Below are 21,868 nucleotides of genomic sequence, written 5' to 3'. Positions count from 1 at the left end.
GAGTACCAAGGCAGGACTGATGACAGACAACACCGCCTCGACGGAGAAGCCGTCGCGGCGCCGCGCCTCGAGGGCGGCTGGACCGGCAGCCGGCTCGCCGGCCGTCCCGGCCGGTACAGAGGTACGCGTCGAGCGCCAAGCGCCCGTGACGGTCAAACGGCCGACCGTCGGCGCGCCACCGCGTCGCCCGGCCAATCGGCGACTGGTCGCGACGATCGCGCTGCTCGTCACACTCCTCACCTGCGCGTTCGTCGCGACCACGGCCAAAGTCCTGGCGGACCAACGGCACGAGGTTGAGGCCGAAGACGCGCGCGAACAGCGGTTTGTCGACACCGCGTCACAGACGGTGACCAACATGTTCAGCTATACGCAGGAGACCATCGACCAGAACGTCGACCGCTTCGTCGAAGGCACCAGCGGGCCGCTGCGCGACATGATGAGTCAGGGCAACAACGTCGAGAATCTCAAGCTGCTGTTCCGCGACACGAACGCCAGCGCGGAGGCGGTCATCAACGGTGCAGCGCTGGAGAAGATCGACGAGGTCGCCAACAATGCGTCCGTGCTGGTAGCGGTGCGGGTGACCGTCACCGATCTGGACGGTAACAACAAGCCGTCGCAGCCGTACCGCCTGCGGATCATCGTCCACGAGGACGACAACGGTCACATGACCAGCTACGACATCAAGTATCCGGATGGCGGTAACTGATGCGCCGGATGCGCCCGGGACGCGACGGATTCATGGCGTTGCTGACCATACTGTTGTCGGTCGGTCTGGTGGCGTTCGCCGCCATCGGCGGCTGGACCTTCTGGAACAAGTTCGAACTGCGGGCCGCGCAGGAAACGCGCGCTCAGGTCGGTTCACTTGCCGAGGAACAGATCCCGAAGGTCTTCACCTACGACTACAAGACTGTCGAGCGCAGTCTCATCGACGCGTCGTCGATGTTGACGCCGCAATACAGGGTCGAGTTCGACGACCGCGCAGAGAAAGACATCATCCCGCAGGCCCGCGAGCGCCAGTTGGTCAGCCAGGCCAACGTGGTCGGTGTCGGAGTGCTTGACGCGCAGCGGGTTTCGGCGTCGGTCTTGGTCTTCCTGAACCGCACGGTCACCGACAAGTCCAAGGAGCCGGTGTACGACGGCAGCCGGTTGCGCGTCGACTATCAGAAGGTCGACGGCAAGTGGCTGATCAGTTACATCACGCCGATCTAGGCGCGCGCTGACTCGGTGGACGCGAGCGCGTCCAGGAACGCGCGCGCCCAGCGGTCGACATCGTGTGCGAGGACCTGCCTACGCAACGCCCGCATCCGGCGTCGGCCTTCTTCTGGCGTCTGATTCAGCGCGGCCTCGATGGCATCCTTGACGCCCTCGAGGTGGTGCGGGTTGGTCAGATATGCCTGACGGAGTTCGGCTGCGGCGCCGGTGAATTCGCTGAGCACGAGGGCCCCGCCGAGATCGCTGCGGCAGGCCACATACTCCTTGGCCACCAGATTCATGCCGTCGCGCAGTGGGGTGACCAGCATGACGTCGGCGGCCACGAAGAACGCCACCAATTCCTCACGGGGAACGGGCCGGTGCAGGTAGTGCACGATCGGATGCCCGACCTCGCTGTGTTCGCCGTTGATGTGGCCGACTTGGCGCTCGATGTCCTCGCGCATCACCTTGTAGCTCTCGACGCGTTCCCGGCTCGGAGTGGCAAGCTGCACCAGCACCGTGTCGTCACGGTTGGCGCGCTGTTCGTCGAGGAGCTCCGAAAACGCTTCCAGGCGAACGTCAATGCCCTTGGTGTAGTCCAGCCGGTCCACACCGAGCAGGATCTTGCGCGGGTTGCCGAGCTCGTTGCGAATCTCACGCGCCCGCTGCCGCACCGCTCGGGTGCGCGCCTGCTGATCGAGAGTTGTCGAATCGATCGAGATCGGGAACGCGCCGACCTTGACGGTCCGAAAACCGACGTCGACCTCCCCGAAGCGGGACCGCACACCGATCGTCGCGCGAGAGGTGTTGGCGCCCACCAGACGTCGCGCCAGATATAGGAAGTTCTGCGCCCCGCCAGGCAGGTGGAAGCCCACCAAATCGGCGCCGAGTAGACCCTCGATGATCTCGGTCCGCCACGGCATCTGCATGAACAGTTCGACCGGAGGGAACGGGATGTGCAGGAAGAAACCGATGGTGAGATCGGGACGCAGCATGCGAAGCATCTTCGGCACGAGCTGCAGCTGGTAGTCCTGCACCCAGACGGTCGCGCCTTTGCCGGCCGCGCGCGCGGTGGCCTCGGCGAACCGCCGATTGACGTCGACGTAGGTGTCCCACCATTCGCGGTGGTAGATCGGTTTCACGATCAGGTCGTGGTACAGCGGCCATAGCGTCGCGTTCGAGAAACCTTCGTAGTACGCCGCGATGTCGTTGGCCGAGAGAGTGACCGGACACAGGTACATGTCGTCCTGCTCGATCGGCTCCTCGCCGGCGTCAGGGATCCCCGGCCAACCGATCCACGCCCCGCGCCTGCGGCGCAGCAGCGGCTCCAGGGCGGTGACCAGACCGCCTGGACTGCGCTTCCACGTGGTGCGGCCGTCGGGCAGCTTTTCCATGTCGATCGGCAGCCGATTGGCCACCACGACGAACTCGGAGTCTCCGGAGCCGCCGCGACCGCCCCCTTCAGGCACTTAGACCTCGAGCTTCGACGGTCCAATGCCGAGCATCGAGAGGAAGACCCGGCATTCGTCGGCGTCGGTCGCGTAAGCGGCGACGACGCGCCGAGCCTGGCGTGCGGTGCTGTCGGCTAGCGGTTCGACGTCGCCGATGTCGGCGGGATCTGGTTTCGCAGGCATAGGACAACTCTAGGCGACAACGCTGGCGCCCAGTTCAGCGGCCTTTCTGCCTACGGGCTGTGGCCGAAGACCGGAGCCGGGGGAGGCGTCACCGTCATCGCCTGCTGCTCTTCTGCCAGGCCGATGCACTTGCCCGAGTTGTGTCCGATGCACGGGATGCCCAAGACTTCGGGCACCTGGGGGTTGCCGGGCTGGGTTGTGAAGACGGAACCGGAGTGCGGAACGGTGTGCGGAACGCAGGCATTGGTGAACTGATCGGGCTCTTCGCCGGCGTTGGCGCACTGCGCGACGGGCGCGATGTCAGGCGTCGGTGCCGCGAAGACCGCGATCGCCGGAGCCGCGGCGACGGCGAGCGCAAAGCTTCCGGCAATGAGGAGTCGTTGTGCAGGGACCTTAGAAGTCGCCATCGTCACGCTTTCTGTAGTTATTGACCGTGTCGTCGGCATGGATTCTAAGGAAGCTGGGCGGTTTCTGCACAGCTTCTAACAGTTCCCTGTATGCGGGGCCTCTATGGGCTCGAGCTGATGGTCGATTGAGGGATCGGCTGCGGCCCCGCGTCAGCCTCGTTTTCGGCGAGCCCGAGGCAGGCGCCCGCATTGTGTCCGATGCACGGGATGCCCTGAATTTCCGGAACATCGGGGTTGGCCGCAGTTGTGGAGAACAGCGAACCCGACCGGGGCACCAGGTATGGCGTACACGTGGTGGTGAATTCGTCCTGTTCTTCACCACTCGAGCATTGGGCCACGGCAGCGCCGGGTGTCGGCATCGCATGAACCGCGAGAGCTGGTGCGGCGGCAGCCGCCACGGCAAACCCACCGATCAGAAGCAGACGTCGAAACGAGAAGGAAGTCGCCATTCCCAGAGTCTAAGAGAGATAGCGGAATTGCGTGGAACTTCTTCGGTGTCGAAACCTCGGGATTGCCGGGAACGGTCGAGAACGGCGAGGGGCTGTTCGGCACGAACTCAGGCAGGCAGGTGTTTGCTGAATGATGCGGCTCGCTTGTCAACGCCGCACGATATCGGACCAATACTAGTCGGAGTCAGACTAATAGGCGAGGGAAGGCGATCGGTCATCTCTGCTGTGAAGGTGCTGCAAAGTTGCTGTGATCCCACTGCGTGACAAATTCGCGTGACACCGTAATGTGCTAGCAGTCGAACAAGGTAAGCGAGGTGGTCCACCGTGACTGGCCCTGAACAGGTGACGTACGAGACGCTGGACGATGGGCGGATCGCGCGCATCTGGCTGAATCGGCCCGATGCGCAGAATGCCCAGTCGCGAACACTGTTGGTGCAATTGGACGAGGCCTTCGGTCGCGCAGAGGCCGACGACACCGTGCGGGTTGTGATTCTGGCCGGCCGCGGCAAGAACTTCTCCGCAGGACACGATCTCGGCTCGGAGGCGGCGCTGTTGGAGCGCAAGCCCGGTCCGGATCAGCACCCCACCTTCCGATCGCACGGGGCGACGGCCGCCGGTGTTGCGGAGCGGACGTATCTGCAGGAGTGGCACTACTTCTTCGAGAACACCCGCCGCTGGCGTGACCTGAGGAAGATCACCATCGCGTCGGTGCAGGGCAACGCCATTTCGGCGGGTTTGATGCTGATCTGGGCGTGCGACCTGATCGTTGCCGCCGACGATGCGAAGTTCAGCGACGTCGTCGCCGTCAGGATGGGCATGCCCGGTGTGGAGTACTACGCTCATCCATGGGAATTCGGGGCGCGCAAGGCCAAAGAGCTTCTGCTGACCGGGGATTCGATCGACGCCGACGAGGCGTATCGGTTGGGCATGGTGTCGAAGGTGTTCGCGCGCGACGAACTCGAAGACAAGACAGTCGAGTTCGCGCGGCGCATTGCCGAGCGGCCGACGATGGCTGCCTTGTTGGTCAAAGACTCGGTGAACGCGGCCGCGGACGCGATGGGCTTCACCGAGGCGCTTCGGCACGCGTTCCACATCCACGAACTCGGGCACGCGCACTGGGCCGCCGCGAACGAGAACAGGTATCCGGTAGGCCTGCCGCCCGACGTGCCGGACTGGCGCACGCTGGGTGCGCCCAAGCCCGCACGCCGCAACGAGCCGTGACGTATAACTAGAACCTGTTCTAGTTATCCGACGAAGGGGTCGCGGTGCAGCTGTCATTGACGGATCGAACGGTATTGGTCACCGGTGGTGGCAGCGGAATAGGCAAGGGGGTGGCCGCGGCCGTCGTCGCTGCCGGCGGCAAGGCGATGCTCGTCGGCCGCAACGCCGACAAGCTTTCTGCGGCGGCCGAAGAGATCAAGGCCTCGGGCGGTTCCGGGGAGGTCCTCTACGAGCCCGCGGACGTGACCAACGAGGACGAGGTCGCGCGGGTCGTCGAGGCCGCGACGGCGTGGACGGGTCGGTTGTACGGCGTGGTTCACTGCGCGGGCGGCAGCGAGACGATCGGCCCGATCACGCAGATCGACTCCGAGGCGTGGCGACGCACGGTCGACCTGAACATCAACGGCACGATGTACGTGCTGAAGCACGCGGCGCGGGAGATGGTGCGCGGCGGAGGCGGGTCATTCATCGGTATCTCGTCGATCGCCGCGAGCAACACGCATCGGTGGTTCGGCGCCTACGGAGTCTCCAAGGCGGGCATCGACCACCTGATGCAATTGGCCGCCGACGAACTGGGTCCGTCGTGGGTGCGGGTCAATTGCATTCGACCGGGCCTGATCCGCACCGAACTGGTTGCCCCCGTTCTGGACTCAGAGGCGCTCAAGGCCGACTACGCGGCGTGCACACCGCTGCCGCGGCCCGGCGAGGTCGAGGACATCGCGAATGCGTCGGTCTTCTTGCTCAGCGATGCGTCGAGCTACATCACCGGTCAGGTGATCAACGTCGACGGCGGAGTGCTGGTACGACGGGGTCCCGACTACTCGTCGATGCTCGAACCGCTGTTCGGCGCAGACGGCTTGCGCGGAGTGGTGTCCAGCTAGCGGTTATCCCCAAACGCGAATTCATCCACAGGGCGATTTCCTAGCGAGTGCGTTAGTCGGCCTTCGAACATACGGTCGAAGCATGGTCGATAAGTTGGTTGCGGCAGCGCGTGGGGCGGGTGGTCCTGCTGCTGGGGTGGGGGCGTGGGCGCGGGTGGAGAACGCCGCGGCGGCGCGGCGGTTGTGGGCGTCGGCTCAGGTGTTGGAGGCGGCCTATGCCGCTGACGGGTCCGCTGAGCGTGAGCAATGGTGTGTGGACAACTGGGATGCGGTGTGCGCTGAGATCGGTGCGGCGCAGAACGTGTCGCTGGGGGTGGCGTCGCATCAGTTGTTGGTGGCGATCACGTTGCGTGAGCGGCTGCCCCGGATTGGTGAGGTGTTCGCCGCGGGCTTGGTGTCGTTGCGGTTGGTCAACACGATCGTGTTCCGCACCGGTCTGATCAAGGATCCGGGCGCGTTGGCGAAGGTCGATGCCGAGTTGGCCGCCGCGGTGGCGGGGTGGGGGTCGTGGTCGGTGGCCAGGACCGAGACCGCGATTGATTACTGGGTGGATCGCTTCGATCTTGCGGCGTTGCGCCGGGTGCAGGAGCGTGGGCGGGATCGGTGTGTGGACATCGTGGTGGCGCGTGATGGCAGCGGGACGTGCTCGTTGTCGGGCAGCTTGTTCGCCCAGGATGGCGAGGCACTCGATCAGCGCCTGGAGGCGTTGGCCGCCACGGTGTGTGCGGCTGATCCGCGCACTGGTGATCAGCGTCGCGCCGATGCGATCGCGGCTCTGGCCCATGGTGCTGACCGGTTGGCGTGCGGCTGTGGGGCGCCGGACTGTGAGGCCGCCGCAGCCACGCCGAGCACCGTGGTCGTGCATGTCATCGCCGAGGAGAAGGCACTGTCCGAGGAGGCCGCAGCGGTGCTCGACGGGGAACACCAGCCCGCGCCGGCCACCACGCAGGCTGCGCCGGCGGTGATCCTGGGTGGCGGGCTGCTGCCTGCGCCGGTGGTCGCTGCGGCGGTGGCTGGCGCGGCGGTGAAGGTGCAGCCGATGGTTCATCCCGGCGCCGCTCCGCCGCAGCAGCGCTACATTCCGACCGCGGTGTTGGCGTGGTTTGTCCGGGCGCGGGATCTGACCTGCCGCTTCCCGGGCTGCGACGTCGCGGCTCATGTCTGCGACATCGACCACACGATCCCGTATCCGCACGGCCCGACCCAAGCGGCGAACCTCAAATGTCTGTGCCGAAAACACCACCTACTGAAAACGTTCTGGGGTTGGCGCGACCAGCAGTCACCCGATGGCACCGTCGAATGGATCTCGCCGAGTGGGCAGACCTACATCACCCATCCCGGCAGCCGCCTGCTGTTCCCGAGCTTGTGCCGCCCCACCGCGCCCGTCGCTGCGACCGACATCCGCGACGCAAGGCCCAGCCGCGGCCTGATGATGCCGCGCCGCACCACAACCCGCGCCCACGACCGCGCCGCCCGCATCGACGCCGAACGCGAACTCAACGACGCCCACGTCGCCGAACGCAACCAACCTCCGCCCTTCTGAGTGGGCCGCGCACTTATTGTGGCAACTTGTCCGGGCAGTACGCGTATGCAGCCAGGCCCGCGAAATTCACCGCGTCGTCGTCAGACCACTTCGTCGCGGATTTGACGTTACTCAAAGCCTCGTCGACCGAGCCACCGCCGTTGAGCAGATCGCACGTCGCATGCGCCAAGTCGAGCGCCTTGGCGTTCGACTTGATCGGCACACCCCGATCGCGCACTGCTGTCAGGAAGGCTTGATCGAGCGCCTCGTCCGCCGACGCGGGCGTCGCCAGGCCCATCGACAGGCCGACAGCCACCACGGCCGTCAGCATCGCCCGCCGCCTCCTCATAGAGGCGGACCTTACGTCATCTCCGCGGCGCGATGCACGGCATTGACGATGCCCTGATAACCCGTGCAGCGGCAGAAGTTGCCGGACAGGCCCTCGCGGATCTCCTGGTCACTGGGCTTCGGGTTGTCCCGCAGCAGCGCGGTGATCGACACCACGAAACCCGGTGTGCAGAAGCCGCACTGCAGTCCGTGACACTCCCGCATCGCCGCCTGCACCGGCGACAACTCGCCGTCGGGTGCCGCGATGCCCTCCACAGTCGTGACCTCTGTGCCGTCCGCCTGGACGGCGAACATCAGGCACGCGCGCACCGCCTGCCCGTCGACCAGCACCGTGCACGCGCCGCAGGCGCCGTGCTCGCAGCCGAGATGTGTGCCCGTCAGTCCGCACCGCTCGCGGAGGTAGTCCGCCAGCGTCAGCCTCGGCTCCACCGTCCCTTCGGTCGGCTGTCCATTGACGGACACCTGCACCGGCAACTCATGCATTGCTTGCCTCCGCGATCGCCGAAGTCCAGGCGCGCGCCACCATCGTGGCGCCCACCTTGGCTCGATAGGCGGCCGACCCCTGCAGGTCGGCCGGGATGTCGTCGAGTGCGTCGACCACCATTCGGCCGAGCTCGTCTGCCTCGACCTCACTTGCAGATCTTTCGGCGATGGCCTGTTCAGCCGTCCAGCCGCGCAGCGGAGTAGATCCAAGGCCCAAAAGTCCGATGCCGCAGCGCTTCACGCGGTCGTCGTCGTCGAGCTCCACCGCGACGACCGCACCCGCGATCGCGAAATCACCATGCCTGCGCGCGAACTCCTCGATCGCGAAACCGCTGCGGCCGCTCCACACCGGGAACCGCACCGCCGTGAGGATCTCGTCGGACGCCAGCGAGTTCTCCCATAAGCCGGTGAAAAAGTCCTTGGCCGCCACGTTGCGGGACCCCCGCGGCGACACCGCCTCCATCTCCGCGTCGAGTGCGAGCGCAACGGCGGCATACTCAGCAGCCGGATCGGCATGAGCGATCGACCCGCCCAGCGTCCCGCGCGTGCGGATCTGGAAATGACCGATGTACGGCGTCGCCCTGGTCAGCAGCGGCACTGATTCCGCCACCTCGTCGTCGAGTTCGACGAAGACGTCTGGGGTCGCCGCCCCGATGACCACCGCGTCGTCCCGACGGTCGATGCCGACGAGTTCCTCGATCCGCGAGATGTCGACCAGGTTGTCGAAATGCGTCAACCGCATGGCGAGCATCGGCACCAGACTCTGCCCTCCCGCAAGGAGCTTCCCGTCATCACCGAACTCGGCGAGCAGGTCCACCGCCTCCTTCACGGCCTCCGGGCGGTGGTAGGCGAAGGGCGCGGCTTTCATGAGAGCAGCCGCGAGAGCGCTGCGATCAACTCGTCGGTCTTCACTGCGGCCGCCTGCGCCGGGGTCTTCTTACGGCGCCGGCCCATCAGGAACCCGATCGCCGCACCGGCCGCCAGCGCTGCGACCGCGGGCGCGGCCCGCTTCGCCATCGGCGCCGCGACCACCTTCAGCAGATCCACCGAATCGCCGGAGCCGCCGGCCGCCGCGGGTTGTGCTGTGGCAGCGCCGTTCAACGATGCCGCCGGTGCGGCGCCGCCCAGCAGGTCCGCTTCCAGGTTGCGTGCGAACTGGCCGATCAGATTGGACGACACGTCGGCCAGCACACCGCGGCCGAACTGTGCCGCTTTGCCCGAGATCGTCAGGTCGGTGGTGATGACCACGCTGGTGGCGTCGCCGCCTTCGTCCTTCAACTGCGCGGTCACCAGGGCCGCCGCGTTGCCGTTGCCACGCGTCTCCTTGCCGTTGGCTTTGATCACGACCCGCTGGGCGGCCTTGTCCTTCTCCTGGAACGACGCCTCGCCCTGATACGACACCGTGATCGGCCCGACTTTGACCTTCACGGCGCCGGTGAAGTCGTCACCGCTCACCGAAAGCAGTTGGGCACCCGGAATGCACGGCGCGACCCGTTCGACGTCGGTGAGCACCTCCCACGCCTTCGCCGCAGGCACCGCGACCCGGAATTCGTTGTTCAGTTCCACTTGTGAGGATCCTTACTTCGAGGCTTGTTCGATCAACTCGACGATCGCCGCAGGGGTGGCGGGCAGACGCGTCAGTGTCACGCCCAGTGGCGCGAGTGCATCGTTGATGGCGTTGATGACCGCAGGCGTAGCCCCGATCGCACCGCCCTCGCCGACTCCCTTGTACCCACCGACACCGGGGCCCGGGATCTCGACGTGGCCGAATTCGATGGGCGGCACCTCGGTAGCCGTGGGCAGCAGGTAATCGACAAACGTTGACGACAGCGGGTTTCCGTCGTCGTCGTAGACCATGTTCTCCAACAGTGCACCGCCGATGCCCTGCACCGTCCCGCCGGCCACCTGGCCCTCGACCACGTTTGGGTTGATCATCGGCCCGACATCCTCGCTGACGATGTACCGCTTCAACGTGACGTGCCCGGTCTCGACATCGACCTCGCATGTGCACGCGTGAGTGGCGTTGGCCCAGTGGATCATCGCGGTGGGCGGCGAGGTGTATCGCGCGGTGGCCTCGAGCGTGGCAGACATTCCCGGCGGAAGCTGTGCGGGTTCGTAGTATGCGCGGAACGCGAGATCTGCGAACGTCACGCTCTTTGAAGCATCGTCGCGCACAAAGGCTTTCGATCCGCCCAGCTCGATCTCGTCCTCAGCGGCTTCGAGCCGCGCCGCCGCCATCGCCACGAGCTGCTTGCGCAGAATCCCGCCCGCTTCGTTGACGGCGCCTGCGGTCATCGGTCCGCTACGGCTGCCCTGTGAGCCCGCACCGTATGGCGTCACCGCGGTGTCGCCCTGGATCGTCGACACGTCCTCGATGTTGGCGCCCAGCGCGTCGGCGGTCAGCTGCACGACCGTGGTCTCGATGCTGTTGCCCGTCGACCCGCCGTTGACATAGACGTTGATCCTGCCGGTGGGCTCCATCCGGATCGTCGCGCCTTCGGTAGCCAGGTGTCCGGTGGCGGCACCCGTCGGCTCGATGTACGCCGAGAAGCCGAGACCGATGTAGCGACCTTCGGCCAGCGCCTCGGCCTGCTCCTTCCGAAAGCCCTCGTGGTCAAGGATTTTCACGGCCTGCTCGAACGTCTCGACCGGCGCGACGTGGTCGTAGGGCATGCCGTTGGGATTGAAGTACGGCATCTCGTCGCGGCGCAGCAGATTCTTGCGCCGCAAGTCGACCGGGTCGAGGCCCATCTTTCGCGCGGCGATGTCGAGAAGCACTTCGCGCGCCAGCGTTTCGTACTGCCACGGTCCGCGATACGCCGCGAGCCCCGCGGTGTTGGAGAACACCGTCTTGTAGTTGAAGCTGGCCTTCGGGACCCGGTACGGGCCGGGGAAGAACATGCCGACCGCCGCGGTGGTCAGCACCGGATACGGGGTCGGGTAGGCCCCGATGTCGTAGGTGAAGTCGATGTCGACCGCGAGGATGGTGCCGTCGCCGTCCAACGCCATGCGAGTGTTGCCGTCGACGTGTCGTGCTTGTCCGGCCGACATCAGGTTCTCGCGTCGGTCCTCGATCCACTTCAACGCCGCCGGCACCTTGCGGGCGGCCAGCAAGATGCACATGTCCTCGCGCATCGGCACGACCTTCTGGCCGAACCCGCCGCCGGAGTCGCGCATGATGACCCGCACACCTTGAGCCGGGATGCCGAGCAGGCGCGCGGCGAACGCCCGCAGTTCGTGCGGCGTCTGGGTGGACGCCCAGACCGTGAGCTCCTCCGAGGACGCCTGCCACTCGACCACCATGCCGCGGGTCTCCATCGGCACCGGGGCGTAGATCTGCTGATAGACATTCGCGGTGGCGACGTACGCCGCGGAATCGAACGTCTCCTCGTCCGGCGGAGCACCGCCCATGCCGCCCGCGACGTTGTCGGGGTAGGCCTCGTGCACGACCGGGACACCGGCGGCCGAGCCCCCGATGGCCTTGGTGAAGTCGGCAACCGCGGGCAGCGGATCGTAGTCGACGTCCACCAGTTCGATCGCGTCCTCGGCGATGTAGCGGCTCTCGGCGATGACGAGCGCCACCGGGTCACCGACGAACTTCGCCTCGCCCTCGGCCAGCGGCGGGCGCGGCGTGTCCGCGATGTCTTTGCCCGCGACCGCGTGCCAGGCCTCCTTGACGTCTGGGTTCAGGTCCTCGGCGGTGAACACCGCCCGCACCCCGGGTAGCCGCAGCGCGGCGGTCGCATCGATGCCGTTGATGCGGGCCCGGGCGAACGGGCTGCGCACGAAGCAGGCGTGCAGCATGCCTGGGCGAATGATGTCGTCGACGAACGTGCCGTGGCCGGTAAGCAGGCGGGTGTCCTCGACGCGGGCGACTCGGGTGCCTGCGTAAGCCACGTCTTTCGCTCCAATCGAACAGTTGAAAGAGTGTCATTAGCGTAGTGCGATAACGTCAGTGCCGGAAGTGAGAGCGACATTACCGCATGATTTGTCTCATCCGATTTAACGCTCCTCGCGTACGCGGTGATCGTGGTGGATCCGGCCGTCGGTGTCGGTCAGTGGATGACCGCCGCCGCCCCACCGGCGCGCGATGATCTCCGCCGCGATCGACACGGCGGTCTCCTCTGGCGTGCGCGCGCCGAGGTCAAGGCCGATCGGGCTGGCCAGCCGGCCCAGTTCGGCGTCGCTCAGCCCGACTTCGCGCAGGCGGCCGATGCGGTCACTGTGTGTGCGACGCGAACCCATCACGCCGATGTAATCGACATCGGGAAGGCGCAGTGCCACCTGCAGCAACGGCACGTCGAACTTCGGATCGTGGGTGAGCACACAGATCGCGGTGCGGGCATCTATCGCACCCTGCTCAGCCTGCTCCGCGAGGTAACGATGCGGCCACTCGACGACCACTTCGTCGGCGTGCGGAAACCGGGCAGTCGTCGCGAACACCGGCCGGGCGTCGCACACCGTGACGCGGTAGCCGAGGAAGGCGCCCTGCCGGGCCAGCGCGGCGGCGAAGTCGATGGCGCCGAAGATCAGCATCCTCGGCGGCGGCGCGTGGCTGGCGACGAACACCTCCATCCCGGCGTCCTGCCGCTGCCCATCGGGCCCGTAGGTCAGGACGTCGGTGCGCCCGGCCACGAGCAGCCCTCGCGCGTCGTCGACGACCGCGGCGTCGGCCCGCGCCGACCCGAGCGAGCCGTCGACCGTATCCGCGGTGACGACGGTCCTGCGCCCCAGCCACCGTGGGTCGGGGTGCGCGATGACGGTGGCGACGGCCGTCGGGCGGTGTGCGGCGATGTCCTCGGCGATCGTCTGCAACTGCGGGAATGTCGCGCGGGAGACAGGTTCGGTGAAGATGTCGATGATCCCGCCGCAGGTGAGACCGACGGCGAACGCGTCGTCGTCGGTGACGCCGTAGCGCTGCAACTCGGGCCTGCCGGTCGCGACGACTTCGTTGGCCAGCTCATACACCGCGGCCTCGACGCAGCCGCCGCTCACCGAGCCCGCGACCGTGCCGTCGGGCGCGACGACCATCGCGGCGCCGGGCTGACGTGGCGCGGACCGCATCGTGCGCACGACGGTCGCGACGCCGGCCGTGCCGCCCGACCGCCAGACCGTGAGCAACTCTTCGAGTACGTCGCGCACGGTCGCAGTGTATGCCGCCGACTCAACGCGCTGTGCAAGTGCTCAGCGCACGTCGAATTCGATCGACAACTCCGCAGGTCTGATGGTCGTGCGGCAGTGCGGAGGCGGACTAGCGTTAGTCACCACCCAAAGCGAAAGGGCGTCATGTTCGCGGTACCGATCAGGCTCACCGCCGGTTTCGCGGTCCTGTGCGGCCTTGTGTGGGCCGCTGGTCTCGCGGTTGCCTCACCGGACGAACCCGTACCGCCGGTGTCGGACGCGGCGCGCGCGGCAGGTCTCGTCGACGTGCGGACGGTCGTTCCCGATGCGGTCATCGACTTGCGATACGCGACGCCGGACAACTTCGTCGGCGCGCCGATGTATCCCCCCGACGCGCGATGCCTCGTCGCCGAATCGATGGCGCCCGCACTCGCCAAGGCGGCCGACGTTCTGCGGCCCGGCGGCGACGTGTTGGTGTTCTGGGATTGCTACCGGCCGCATGACGTGCAGATCCGGATGTATGAGGCCGTGTCCGAGCCGGGCTGGGTCGCCAAGCCGGGGCCGTACGCGCGCAGCCATGAAGCGGGGTTGTCGGTCGACGTGACGCTTGCGCGCGGCGGCGAGCTGGTGGACATGGGCACCGGGTTCGACGAGTTCACGCCCCGCGCCAACGCGTATGCCACCGAGGGTGTCAGCGCAGCCGCGCAGGAGAACCGGACGAGGTTGCGTGAGGCGATGGCCGCGGGCGGGTTGACCGTCTACAAGGGGGAGTGGTGGCACTTCGACGCGCCCGGCGCGTACAGCCAGCGCCCGATCCTCGATGCGCCGGTGAATTAGGTGCTTTGATCAGCCGGTGCGCAAGTGGGTCGCGGCGGTGTGTCTGATCGCGGTGGCGTTGGCGCCGGCGTGCGCCCGGGACAAGGCGCCCAATTCGCTGTTCGACAGCGCGGGCTACCACGTGCGCGGCGACAAAGTGTTCTACCTGTTGGGATTCCCCGGTGCGGCGACCGAGGTGGCCGGAGCGGACGCCGCGTCGTTCGAGATCTTCGATACGACGTACGCGCGGGACCGCTCCCGTGTCTACGTCGACGGCCGTCCTCTCGAGGGGGCAGACGCGGCGTCGTTCGAGGTGTTGGACCGGCCCGGCTTCGCCAAAGACCGAGCGCACGTCTATCTGCACGACCGGCCGCTCTCCGAGGACCCCGCACACTTCGAACTGCTCGACGGCGATCTCGCCAAGGACAGCGGCGCGGTGTACCGGTCCGACGGAAGCGTGTTGTCCGACGATCCCACGCACTTCACGATCATCGCGAACAAGGACTACTACCTCTACACGAAGGACAGCGGCGCCGTGCATGTCAACGGCGCGCCGATCGGGGGTGCGGACCCGGCGACGTTCGAGGTCCTGCAGGGCGCTTACTCCCGTGACGCCTCGCGAATGTTCTACTTCGTCGACCCGATCCCCGCCGCCGACAGCGCGAGTTTCCGCGTGTTGGAGGGGCCCTACGCGAGCGACTCCGCGCGGGTGTACTGGATGGGCAAGACGATCGACAGCGCCGACCCGAGCACCTTCCGCGTGCTCAACTCCGATTTCGAGTGCACGGCCGACGCCAAGCGCGCCTATTATCGCGACATGGTCGTGGCTGGCGCCGATCCACGGTCGTTCGCCGTGGATCGCGCCGTCACTCGCTGCGACGAGACGTCGATAACGTTCGCGGAATAGCCGAACTCACCGGCTCGCAGAACGCGCAAAGCGCGGGGCCGAGCGTCGGATAACCGCACCCGCCGCAAAGGTCGACCCGCACATACTGTTCTGGTCCTGGCATGCGGGTGGACTACCCCGTCCTAGCGAATTTAACCCCCGCGAAAATCATCGGGAAGGCAAACTCGTGCGCGTGACGTCGGATCATGGACCGCGGCGCGCGTGGGCGGCGGTCGCGCTGCTTGCCGTTGTCGGCACCCTCAACTACGCGGACCGGTTCCTGCCCGCGGTGCTCACCGAGCCGATCAAGAAGGATCTGGCGCTGTCGGACACCGCGATCGGGGTGATCAACGGATTCGGTTTTCTCGCCGTCTACGCCGTGTTGGGCATCGCGATCGCCCGGATCGCCGACCGCGGTGCCTTCGGCCTGGTGGTCTCGACGTGCCTGACGCTGTGGGGGGCGATGACCATGCTCGGCGGCGCCGTGCAGTCGGGCTTTCAGCTGGCGCTCACCCGAGTCGGCGTCGCCGTAGGGGAGGCGGGAAGCACACCGGCCGCACACGCGTACGTGGCAAGGAATTTCGCCCCCGATCGCCGGGCGGCGCCGCTGGCGGTGATCACGCTCTCGATTCCGCTGGCGAGCGCGGCCAGCCTGCTCGGCGGCGGGCTGCTGGCCCAGTCTCTCGGTTGGCGAACGGCTTTCGTGGTGATGGGTGCCATCAGCGTGCTGGTCGCACCGTTGGTTCTGCTGGTCCTCGGCCGTCGCCAGGTGATGCTGACCACGCCGGCCCGCCGCGACGTGCGGCCCGCGAAGGCCTGGGATCTGGTGAGCAAGCGCAGCTACATCGCGATCGTCACAGGCGCGGCGTGCATCTCGGTGGCCGGCTACGCACTGACGACGTTCGCGCCCGCCTACCTGGTGCGGGCACGGGGCATGTCACTGGGCGAGGTCGGCGTGCAGTACGGCATCGCGAGCGGTGTGACGGGGATTCTGGGCCTGTTGGTGGTGGGCCGGGTGGCCGACCGGCTGTCGGACCGGGACCCGCGGTGGCTGCTGTGGCTGGTGGCGCTGATGACCGCGGTGCTGCTGCCGTTCTCGACGGCGGCTTTCCTGGTCGACAGCCGCACTCTGTGCGTCCTGTTCATCGCGTTGAGCTACGTCGTCGGGACCGCTTACATGGCGCCGTCGATCGCGGCGATCCAACGATTGGCGCGACCTGAGCAGCGCGCGACGGCGTCGGCCGTTTTCCTGTTCTTCAGCGCGATCGTGGGCTCGGCCGGCCCGTTCGCGGCCGGCGTCATCAGCGACGCGTTGACCGCGGATCTGGGCAACATGTCGCTGGGACGGGCGCTGCTGATCGTTCCGGTGATGCAGGTGGTCGCGGTCGTCTGCTACCTGGTGGCGAGCCGGCTATTCGTCCAGGAGCTCATCGACTCAGATGATCGGCGGGTCGTCCGGTCGCCGTAAGCGCAGCCAGCGGTAGCCGTAGGGCTCGAGGCCGACGTCGATGCGGCCTTTGGCGTCCAGTTCGTGTTCGGACAACCCGTCGAGCAGGTCGACCAGCGTGCACCCTGATTCCACATCGTCGAGCTGGATCGGCACGATGCAGCGTTCCGCGCCGAAGTTGTGCAGTGCCACCATCGCCCACCCCGAACTCTCCCGACACACGTGCGCCAACACCGCGCGATTGGGCTGTTTGAGCACCTCGGGTGTCGACCACCCGATCTCGGGCTGCTGCCGGTATGTGTAGATGAGGTCGCGGACGAACCACCAGAACGACTGATGGTCGTGGCGCTGGTCGGCGGCGTTGACACGGTCCGGGCCATACATGCCGTCGGGCAGTGGACGGGCGAGCTTGCGCCCCGGTGCCTGCGAGAAACCACCGTTGCGTTCACTGGTCCACTGCATGGGCGTGCGAACCGCGAATCTTCCTGGAATTTCCAGGTTTTCGGCCATGCCGATCTCTTCCCCGTAGAACAGCACGGGCGTGCCCGGCAGGGAGAACATCAGCGAGTAGGCCATGCGCATGCGCCGTTGATCCCCGCCGAGCATGGACGGCAGCCGCCTGCGCAGTCCGCGCCCGTATAGCTGCATGTCCGGCTCAGGACCGAACGCGGCGAACACCTCTTGGCGCTCTTCGTCGCTCAGTTTGTCGAGGGTGAGCTCGTCGTGGTTGCGGACGAAATTGCCCCACTGGCTGGTGATGTCCAGTGCCGGCCGCTGTTTCAGCGACTTGGCTATCGGCCGCGCGTCGCCGCGGGCCAGTGAGAGATAAATGTTCTGCATTCCGATGAAGTCGAACTGCATGTTGAGGCCGTCGCCGTCGGCACCCCCGAAGAACGTCTTCTGGTCCTTGTACGGAACATTGACCTCGCCGAGAAGCACGGCGTCGCCGACGCGGCGGGTGATGAAATTGCGGACGTCGCCGAGGTACTCGTAGGGGTCGAACGCGCCGGGGTCGCCCGGTGCGCCGTCCCTGGCGAACAGGAACGGGACGGCGTCGATCCGGAAACCGGCTACGCCCAGCTCGAGCCAGAACCCGAGCACGCGGGATATCTCCTCCTGCACAGCAGGATTGGCGATGTTGAGGTCGGGCTGGTGCTTGAGAAAGTGGTGCAGGTAGTACTCATTGGTCTTTGGTTCGAGCTCCCAGAGGCTGTCCTCCTGGTCCGGGAAGACGACGTCCTTCCCGGTTCCCTTCGGCTCGGTCGCGCTCCAGACGTAGTAGTCGCGGTAAGGGTCGTCCTTGCTGCGGCGGGCGGACTTGAACCACGGGTGGCGGTCGGAGGTGTGGTTCATCACGAAGTCGAGGATCACCCGGATGCCAACGGATTTGGCGGTACGCACGAGTTCGACGAAGTCGCCGTGGGTGCCGAGGCGGGGGTCGACGCCGAAGAAGTCTGTGATGTCGTAGCCGTCGTCGACACGGGCAGTTGGATAGAAGGGCATGAGCCACAGGCACGTCACGCCGAGGTCGGACAGGTATTCGATCCGCTCGGTCATGCCGCGGATGTCGCCGCAGCCGTCGCCGTTCCAGTCGTAGAAGGTCTCGATGTCGGCGCAGTAGAAGACGGCGTTCTTCCACCACAGGTCACCGGTTTCGATTTTCCTCATGCGGTCACCGCCTGCGGGGCGGTGGGGTTCAGCTGCGGCAGAACGTGCTCGCCGAACGCGTCGATGAAGCCGGCCTGCTCCTGTCCGACGAAGTGCAGGTACAACTCGTCCCAGCCCTGCTCGAGATCCTCTTGAAGCCACTGGGCGTGCTGTGCCAAATCATCTGACACGCGTACGGATTGGCGTACGTGCTCGGGCGTGACCTTTTCGCCCATGACGTCGAACGCCTCAACCGTCTCGGTGTCCCAGCAGACCGGCGGGTCGAAAACATTGCTGCGCCATTGGTCGTGCGCGATGGAGAGCGCCTGGTCCTCGGTCGGAGCCCAGCTGAGGTGGATCTGCAGGCGGGCCGGCCCACGACCACCGGCGTCGCGGTAAGAGTCGAGGACCTTCGCCAACTTGTCTCTCGGCTGGTTCACGGTGATGAGGCCGTCCGCCCACGCGGCGTGGCGGGCCGCGGTCTCGGCGGTGACGGCAGGCCCGACGAGGTCGGGAATCGTCTCGGGCAAGGTCCACAGTTGCGCCCTATTGACGTGAACCAGGCCGCTGTGGCTGACTTCTTCGCCCCCCAGGAGGCGGCGGATGATGTCGACACACTCGATGAGGCGTTGGTCGCGGACGTCCTTGCGGGGCCATTCGGCGCCCGTGACCCGTTCGTTGGAGGCCTCGCCCGATCCGAGTGCCGCCCAGAACCGGCCGGGAAACATCTGCGCCAGTGTCGCGATCGCCTGCGCGACGATCGCCGGGTGGTAGCGCTGCCCGGGCGCATTGACAACCCCGAACGGCAGCTGCGTGGTGGCAAGCGCGGCCCCTAGGAAGGACCAGGCGAAGCCGGACTCGCCCTGTCGCGTACTCCAGGGGCTGAGGTGGTCCGATGACATGCCCGCGGTGAACCCCGCCTGTTCAGCGCGTTGGACGTCTCGCAGCAGCTGAGCCGGGTTGATCTGTTCGTGCGAGCAGTGGAATCCGATGACCGTCATGGGGGGACGCATACCCGTTGTTCTTGCAACTTACGACCCCGTCACAGCGGTGCCGTTCGGTAGTTTCACTGCCGTGCCGGAGTTGACCAATCGCCAGATATTGCTGCGCCGCCGCCCCACCGGATTGGTGCAGCCCGAGGACACCGAACTGGTGACGGTGGCCGCGCCGGAACCCGCCGACGGCGAGGCCCTGGTCCGCACCACGTACGTCGGCCTCGACGCTGCGGTTCGCACGTGGCTCGACGATCAGCGGTCCTACCTTCCGCCGGTTCAATTGGGCGAAGTCATAAGAGCCGCGGGCATCGGCGAGGTCATCGCGTCGCGGTGCGCTGCGTACGCCGTCGGTGACATCGTCACGACACTCACCGGGTTTCAGGAGTACGTCATCGTTCGGGACGACCTGTTCACCACCCCGGTGGCGGGCGTCACCGACCAGCTGGCGGTGATGTCGGTGTACGGGCCGACCGGTGCCACCGCGTACTTCGGGATGACCGGGATCGGCCAGCCGAAGGCCGGTGAGACGGTGGTCGTGTCTGCGGCGGCGGGCGCCACCGGGTCGGTCGCAGGGCAGATCGCCAAGATCGCGGGGGCTCGCGTCGTCGGCATCGCAGGCGGGCAAAAGAAGTGCCGCGCCGTGGTCGAAGACTTCGGGTTCGACGCGTGCATCGACTATCGCGAGGACAACCTGCGCGCCGCGTTGAAGCAGCACTGCCCAAAGGGCGTCGACGTCTATTTCGACAACGTGGGGGGGCCGATTCTGGATGCGGTGCTGGGCCGGCTGGCACACAACGCGCGGGTGGTGCTGTGTGGCGTCATCTCCAGTTATCTGACCGGTGAACACCCGGGGCCGGCCAATTATGTCAACCTGTTGGCCAAGACGGCGCGGATGCAGGGATTCAACGCGCTCAACGAGTGGGCCCGGTTCGACGAGGCGTTCGCCGACCTGCGCAAGTGGGAGCAGGAGGGCCGTCTGGTGCACCGCCAGACGATCTTCGAGGGCCTGGAATCGTGTGTCGACGCGCTCAACGGCCTGTTCACCGGGGCAAACATCGGCAAGATGCTGGTGAAGCTCAGCGAACCCACGACGTAATGATTTAGCCGGCTAACACGGGGGTACTGGCAGTCAATGAGACTTCGCCAGATCCCCTCCCTCCTTGCTGCTGCCGCGGTGTCGGGTGCCATGGTTGCGGGTCTGCCCGCGCCCGTCGCCACTGCTCAGGCGTGTCCTGACGTCGAGGTGGTGTACGCGCGCGGCACCGGCGAGGCGCCCGGCGTGGGAGGGGTCGGCCAAGCGTTCGTCGACGCGCTCCGTGGGCAGGCGGCTCCCCGGTCGGTCAATGTGTATCCGGTCAACTACCAGGCGAGCGGCGACTTCAACAACCGCATCGAATTCGCCAGGACGGTGATCGACGGGATTCGCGACGCAGGTATGCGCATCCAGACGACCGCAGCGAACTGCCCCGACACCCGAATCGTCCTCGGCGGGTTCTCCCAAGGCGCTGCGGTGGCGGGGTACGTGACCGCCGCCGAGATTCCCGCAGAGGTTCCGGCGGAGTACCGGAACTACATCCCCAACCCGCTGGCGCCGGAGATCGCCGACCATGTCGCGGCCGTGGTGCTGATCGGCAAGCCGTCGCCCAATTTCTTGGCCAGCGTAGGAGCGCCTGCGATCAACATCGGCCCGTCGTACACCGGCAAGACGCTCGAGTTGTGCAACCCGGGCGACACGATCTGCAACGGCGCGCCCGCCGGCGGCCCGAGCTTCGAGCACGCCTTGTATGGGGTGAACGGATCAGCTGCTGAAGGCGCGACCTACGCCGTTGGGCGCCTGTAACGCGAAAAGTCCTGTGGTACAAGGATTGACGTTCGGATTGATGGGTACGCATAGAGCATGGATGGCGAGACTTTTTTCGCGATGACCGGCGTGATCGGCATGATTGTCGCCGTGTTGACCGGAGCGCTCTGGGACAGCCCAGTGGCAACCGCACCGTTCCGCTTGCGCCGACATGCCCAGTCAGAGGGTCGGCATGCCCTGCGCTGATCGGAGCATTCCCGAGGACGCCAGCGAGGCGACCGAGGACCAGCGGCAATTGCAGGATCAGCTGGATCACCAGAACGACGATCCCGAGGCCCCCGGCGGCCATCAGGATCAGCATCAGGTCGCTGACGAGTACTAGTTGGACGGTAAAGTCCTGCGGGTGAGCACGCCAAGAGCACGTGCGCGCTGGTTGCGCGGTGTGCTGATCGCGGTGTGCTCCGCGGTGGCGACTGCGGGTGCGCACGCCGCTGCGGGAGGCGTGCTGCCGCGGGGCGCCGCTTTGATCGTGGCTGTGTTGGTATGCGCAACCGTCGGTGCTGCAGCGGGCGCGCTGCAACTCGCCGGCCGCCGCGCTGGCCCGCTCGGAGTCATCGCAGCGCTCGCGTTAGCGCAACTTCTCGGCCACCTGACACTCGCGGGCGGACATCACCACCACGTACTCGGCGTCACACCGTCGATGGCTGCCGCGCATGCCGGCGCCGCGGTCGTGCTGGGCGCCGCCATCGCGTCCGTCGAGTACCTCTACGTCGTGTGCGCGTCGGTTCTGTGCTGGCTGCGCCTGTTCGCCTGCGCCGCGCTGTGCCCGCCGGCACGTGCGGTCCACTGGTTCGCCGATAGCGTTGTCGCGCAAGCTGTTCTGTTGCGGTCGGGCTTGGGGATGCGCGCCCCGCCGTACACGCTCGCAACTGCCGGCTAGCCGGTCGATTCACCTCATCCTCGATGCGCAGTCACGTCGACTGCGCCGTTGGCATTGCATCCCTGCGGCCGTGACGTCT

Annotated in this window: 24 protein-coding genes; 12 read left to right on the top strand and 12 right to left on the bottom strand. The window is 66.6% G+C overall.

Going from position 1 to position 21,868, the window contains the following annotated elements; all coding sequences use genetic code 11:
• Positions 1 to 19 precede the first annotated feature (19 nt).
• Both N4S67_RS04950 and N4S67_RS04945 read left to right on the top strand, forming a co-directional pair.
• On the top strand, positions 20 to 706 hold the full coding sequence (locus N4S67_RS04950; protein ID WP_260991782.1) for a mammalian cell entry protein: 687 nt from the start codon (positions 20 to 22) through the stop codon (positions 704 to 706).
• Between the two features lie 8 nt (positions 707 to 714).
• Positions 715 to 1,209, top strand: a complete 495-nt coding sequence (locus tag N4S67_RS04945; RefSeq protein WP_260992060.1) for a mammalian cell entry protein — start codon at positions 715 to 717, stop codon at positions 1,207 to 1,209.
• On the opposite strand, the gene N4S67_RS04940 is transcribed toward N4S67_RS04945, so the two are convergent.
• The 4 genes from N4S67_RS04940 to N4S67_RS04925 all read right to left on the bottom strand — a co-directional run bounded on the left by N4S67_RS04940 (position 1,206) and on the right by N4S67_RS04925 (position 3,681).
• Complete coding sequence (locus N4S67_RS04940; RefSeq protein WP_260991781.1) at positions 1,206 to 2,660, bottom strand: alpha,alpha-trehalose-phosphate synthase (UDP-forming); 1,455 nt, start codon at positions 2,658 to 2,660, stop codon at positions 1,206 to 1,208. The two genes, N4S67_RS04945 and N4S67_RS04940, sit on opposite strands and share 4 nt — an antisense overlap.
• Complete coding sequence (locus N4S67_RS04935) at positions 2,661 to 2,825, bottom strand: hypothetical protein (RefSeq protein WP_260991780.1); 165 nt, start codon at positions 2,823 to 2,825, stop codon at positions 2,661 to 2,663. It abuts the gene before it with no gap.
• A 50-nt stretch (positions 2,826 to 2,875) separates the two neighbouring features.
• Positions 2,876 to 3,232 (bottom strand): hypothetical protein, encoded by a 357-nt coding sequence (locus tag N4S67_RS04930; protein WP_260991779.1) that lies wholly within the window; start codon positions 3,230 to 3,232, stop codon positions 2,876 to 2,878.
• 101 nt (positions 3,233 to 3,333) lie between these two features.
• Positions 3,334 to 3,681, bottom strand: a complete 348-nt coding sequence (locus tag N4S67_RS04925) for an intersectin-EH binding protein Ibp1 (protein ID WP_260991778.1) — start codon at positions 3,679 to 3,681, stop codon at positions 3,334 to 3,336.
• 324 nt (positions 3,682 to 4,005) lie between these two features.
• Between N4S67_RS04925 and N4S67_RS04920 the strand changes: the two genes are divergently transcribed.
• The 3 genes from N4S67_RS04920 (at position 4,006) to N4S67_RS04910 (ending at position 7,326) form a co-directional block, all read left to right on the top strand.
• The gene (locus N4S67_RS04920) at positions 4,006 to 4,902 is read left to right on the top strand and encodes an enoyl-CoA hydratase (protein WP_260991777.1); all 897 of its coding nucleotides are present in this window, start codon (positions 4,006 to 4,008) and stop codon (positions 4,900 to 4,902) included.
• A 44-nt stretch (positions 4,903 to 4,946) separates the two neighbouring features.
• Positions 4,947 to 5,783, top strand: a complete 837-nt coding sequence (locus tag N4S67_RS04915; RefSeq protein WP_260991776.1) for an SDR family oxidoreductase — start codon at positions 4,947 to 4,949, stop codon at positions 5,781 to 5,783.
• 82 nt (positions 5,784 to 5,865) lie between these two features.
• A complete protein-coding gene (locus N4S67_RS04910; protein ID WP_260991775.1) occupies positions 5,866 to 7,326 on the top strand; it encodes an HNH endonuclease signature motif containing protein in 1,461 nt (486 codons plus the stop codon).
• 13 nt (positions 7,327 to 7,339) lie between these two features.
• On the opposite strand, the gene N4S67_RS04905 is transcribed toward N4S67_RS04910, so the two are convergent.
• The 6 genes from N4S67_RS04905 to N4S67_RS04880 all read right to left on the bottom strand — a co-directional run bounded on the left by N4S67_RS04905 (position 7,340) and on the right by N4S67_RS04880 (position 13,278).
• On the bottom strand, positions 7,340 to 7,654 hold the full coding sequence (locus N4S67_RS04905) for a DUF732 domain-containing protein (protein ID WP_260991774.1): 315 nt from the start codon (positions 7,652 to 7,654) through the stop codon (positions 7,340 to 7,342).
• 11 nt (positions 7,655 to 7,665) lie between these two features.
• Positions 7,666 to 8,136, bottom strand: coding sequence for a (2Fe-2S)-binding protein (locus N4S67_RS04900; RefSeq protein WP_260991773.1), 471 nt, complete (start codon positions 8,134 to 8,136; stop codon positions 7,666 to 7,668).
• Positions 8,129 to 9,004, bottom strand: a complete 876-nt coding sequence (locus N4S67_RS04895) for an FAD binding domain-containing protein (protein ID WP_260991772.1) — start codon at positions 9,002 to 9,004, stop codon at positions 8,129 to 8,131. Before N4S67_RS04895 ends, N4S67_RS04900 begins: the two co-directional genes overlap by 8 nt.
• Positions 9,001 to 9,702, bottom strand: a complete 702-nt coding sequence (locus N4S67_RS04890) for an SRPBCC family protein (protein WP_260991771.1) — start codon at positions 9,700 to 9,702, stop codon at positions 9,001 to 9,003. Before N4S67_RS04890 ends, N4S67_RS04895 begins: the two co-directional genes overlap by 4 nt.
• Before the next feature lie 12 nt (positions 9,703 to 9,714).
• Entirely contained in the window at positions 9,715 to 12,033 is a 2,319-nt protein-coding gene (locus N4S67_RS04885; RefSeq protein WP_260991770.1) for a xanthine dehydrogenase family protein molybdopterin-binding subunit, read from the bottom strand.
• A 105-nt stretch (positions 12,034 to 12,138) separates the two neighbouring features.
• Complete coding sequence (locus tag N4S67_RS04880; RefSeq protein WP_260991769.1) at positions 12,139 to 13,278, bottom strand: XdhC family protein; 1,140 nt, start codon at positions 13,276 to 13,278, stop codon at positions 12,139 to 12,141.
• Positions 13,279 to 13,422: 144 nt separating this feature from the next.
• Between N4S67_RS04880 and N4S67_RS04875 the strand changes: the two genes are divergently transcribed.
• The 3 genes from N4S67_RS04875 to N4S67_RS04865 all read left to right on the top strand — a co-directional run bounded on the left by N4S67_RS04875 (position 13,423) and on the right by N4S67_RS04865 (position 16,427).
• Entirely contained in the window at positions 13,423 to 14,094 is a 672-nt protein-coding gene (locus N4S67_RS04875) for a M15 family metallopeptidase (RefSeq protein WP_260991768.1), read from the top strand.
• Positions 14,095 to 14,110: 16 nt separating this feature from the next.
• Entirely contained in the window at positions 14,111 to 14,980 is an 870-nt protein-coding gene (locus N4S67_RS04870; RefSeq protein ID WP_260991767.1) for a DKNYY domain-containing protein, read from the top strand.
• A gap of 172 nt (positions 14,981 to 15,152) precedes the next feature.
• Positions 15,153 to 16,427: a spinster family MFS transporter gene (locus N4S67_RS04865; protein ID WP_260991766.1), complete on the top strand. Its 1,275-nt coding sequence runs from the start codon at positions 15,153 to 15,155 to the stop codon at positions 16,425 to 16,427.
• On the opposite strand, the gene N4S67_RS04860 is transcribed toward N4S67_RS04865, so the two are convergent.
• A complete protein-coding gene (locus tag N4S67_RS04860; protein ID WP_260991765.1) occupies positions 16,395 to 18,074 on the bottom strand; it encodes an alpha-amylase family protein in 1,680 nt (559 codons plus the stop codon). The genes N4S67_RS04865 and N4S67_RS04860 overlap by 33 nt on opposite strands.
• Positions 18,071 to 19,054, bottom strand: coding sequence for a TIGR03885 family FMN-dependent LLM class oxidoreductase (locus tag N4S67_RS04855; protein WP_260991764.1), 984 nt, complete (start codon positions 19,052 to 19,054; stop codon positions 18,071 to 18,073). Before N4S67_RS04855 ends, N4S67_RS04860 begins: the two co-directional genes overlap by 4 nt.
• Before the next feature lie 73 nt (positions 19,055 to 19,127).
• On the opposite strand from N4S67_RS04855, the gene N4S67_RS04850 reads away from it, so the two are divergent.
• From N4S67_RS04850 to N4S67_RS04835, 4 genes are all read left to right on the top strand, one after another.
• On the top strand, positions 19,128 to 20,144 hold the full coding sequence (locus tag N4S67_RS04850) for an NADP-dependent oxidoreductase (RefSeq protein WP_260991763.1): 1,017 nt from the start codon (positions 19,128 to 19,130) through the stop codon (positions 20,142 to 20,144).
• 36 nt (positions 20,145 to 20,180) lie between these two features.
• On the top strand, positions 20,181 to 20,888 hold the full coding sequence (locus N4S67_RS04845; RefSeq protein WP_260991762.1) for a cutinase family protein: 708 nt from the start codon (positions 20,181 to 20,183) through the stop codon (positions 20,886 to 20,888).
• Positions 20,889 to 21,081: 193 nt separating this feature from the next.
• Positions 21,082 to 21,231: a hypothetical protein gene (locus N4S67_RS04840; RefSeq protein ID WP_260991761.1), complete on the top strand. Its 150-nt coding sequence runs from the start codon at positions 21,082 to 21,084 to the stop codon at positions 21,229 to 21,231.
• A gap of 21 nt (positions 21,232 to 21,252) precedes the next feature.
• A complete protein-coding gene (locus N4S67_RS04835; RefSeq protein WP_260991760.1) occupies positions 21,253 to 21,789 on the top strand; it encodes a hypothetical protein in 537 nt (178 codons plus the stop codon).
• The last annotated feature ends 79 nt before the right edge of the window (positions 21,790 to 21,868 follow it).

Source organism: Mycobacterium deserti (assembly GCF_025345615.1).
In the GTDB taxonomy this organism is placed as follows: Bacteria; Actinomycetota; Actinomycetes; order Mycobacteriales; family Mycobacteriaceae; genus Mycobacterium; species Mycobacterium deserti.
This window is presented reverse-complemented; position numbering and strand designations above follow the sequence as displayed.

What these genes read in the sequence shown, in the direction of transcription:
- N4S67_RS04950 (WP_260991782.1), top strand. Translation starts at nt 20, where the DNA reads ATGACAGACAACACCGCCTCGACGGAGAAGCCGTCGCGGCGCCGCGCC.
- N4S67_RS04945 (WP_260992060.1), top strand. Translation starts at nt 715, where the DNA reads ATGCGCCCGGGACGCGACGGATTCATGGCGTTGCTGACCATACTGTTG.
- N4S67_RS04935 (WP_260991780.1), bottom strand. Translation starts at nt 2,825, where the DNA reads ATGCCTGCGAAACCAGATCCCGCCGACATCGGCGACGTCGAACCGCTA.
- N4S67_RS04930 (WP_260991779.1), bottom strand. Translation starts at nt 3,232, where the DNA reads ATGGCGACTTCTAAGGTCCCTGCACAACGACTCCTCATTGCCGGAAGC.
- N4S67_RS04925 (WP_260991778.1), bottom strand. Translation starts at nt 3,681, where the DNA reads ATGGCGACTTCCTTCTCGTTTCGACGTCTGCTTCTGATCGGTGGGTTT.
- N4S67_RS04910 (WP_260991775.1), top strand. Translation starts at nt 5,866, where the DNA reads ATGGTCGATAAGTTGGTTGCGGCAGCGCGTGGGGCGGGTGGTCCTGCT.
- N4S67_RS04905 (WP_260991774.1), bottom strand. Translation starts at nt 7,654, where the DNA reads ATGAGGAGGCGGCGGGCGATGCTGACGGCCGTGGTGGCTGTCGGCCTG.
- N4S67_RS04900 (WP_260991773.1), bottom strand. Translation starts at nt 8,136, where the DNA reads ATGCATGAGTTGCCGGTGCAGGTGTCCGTCAATGGACAGCCGACCGAA.
- N4S67_RS04895 (WP_260991772.1), bottom strand. Translation starts at nt 9,004, where the DNA reads ATGAAAGCCGCGCCCTTCGCCTACCACCGCCCGGAGGCCGTGAAGGAG.
- N4S67_RS04875 (WP_260991768.1), top strand. Translation starts at nt 13,423, where the DNA reads ATGTTCGCGGTACCGATCAGGCTCACCGCCGGTTTCGCGGTCCTGTGC.
- N4S67_RS04860 (WP_260991765.1), bottom strand. Translation starts at nt 18,074, where the DNA reads ATGAGGAAAATCGAAACCGGTGACCTGTGGTGGAAGAACGCCGTCTTC.
- N4S67_RS04855 (WP_260991764.1), bottom strand. Translation starts at nt 19,054, where the DNA reads ATGACGGTCATCGGATTCCACTGCTCGCACGAACAGATCAACCCGGCT.
- N4S67_RS04845 (WP_260991762.1), top strand. Translation starts at nt 20,181, where the DNA reads ATGAGACTTCGCCAGATCCCCTCCCTCCTTGCTGCTGCCGCGGTGTCG.
- N4S67_RS04840 (WP_260991761.1), top strand. Translation starts at nt 21,082, where the DNA reads ATGCCCTGCGCTGATCGGAGCATTCCCGAGGACGCCAGCGAGGCGACC.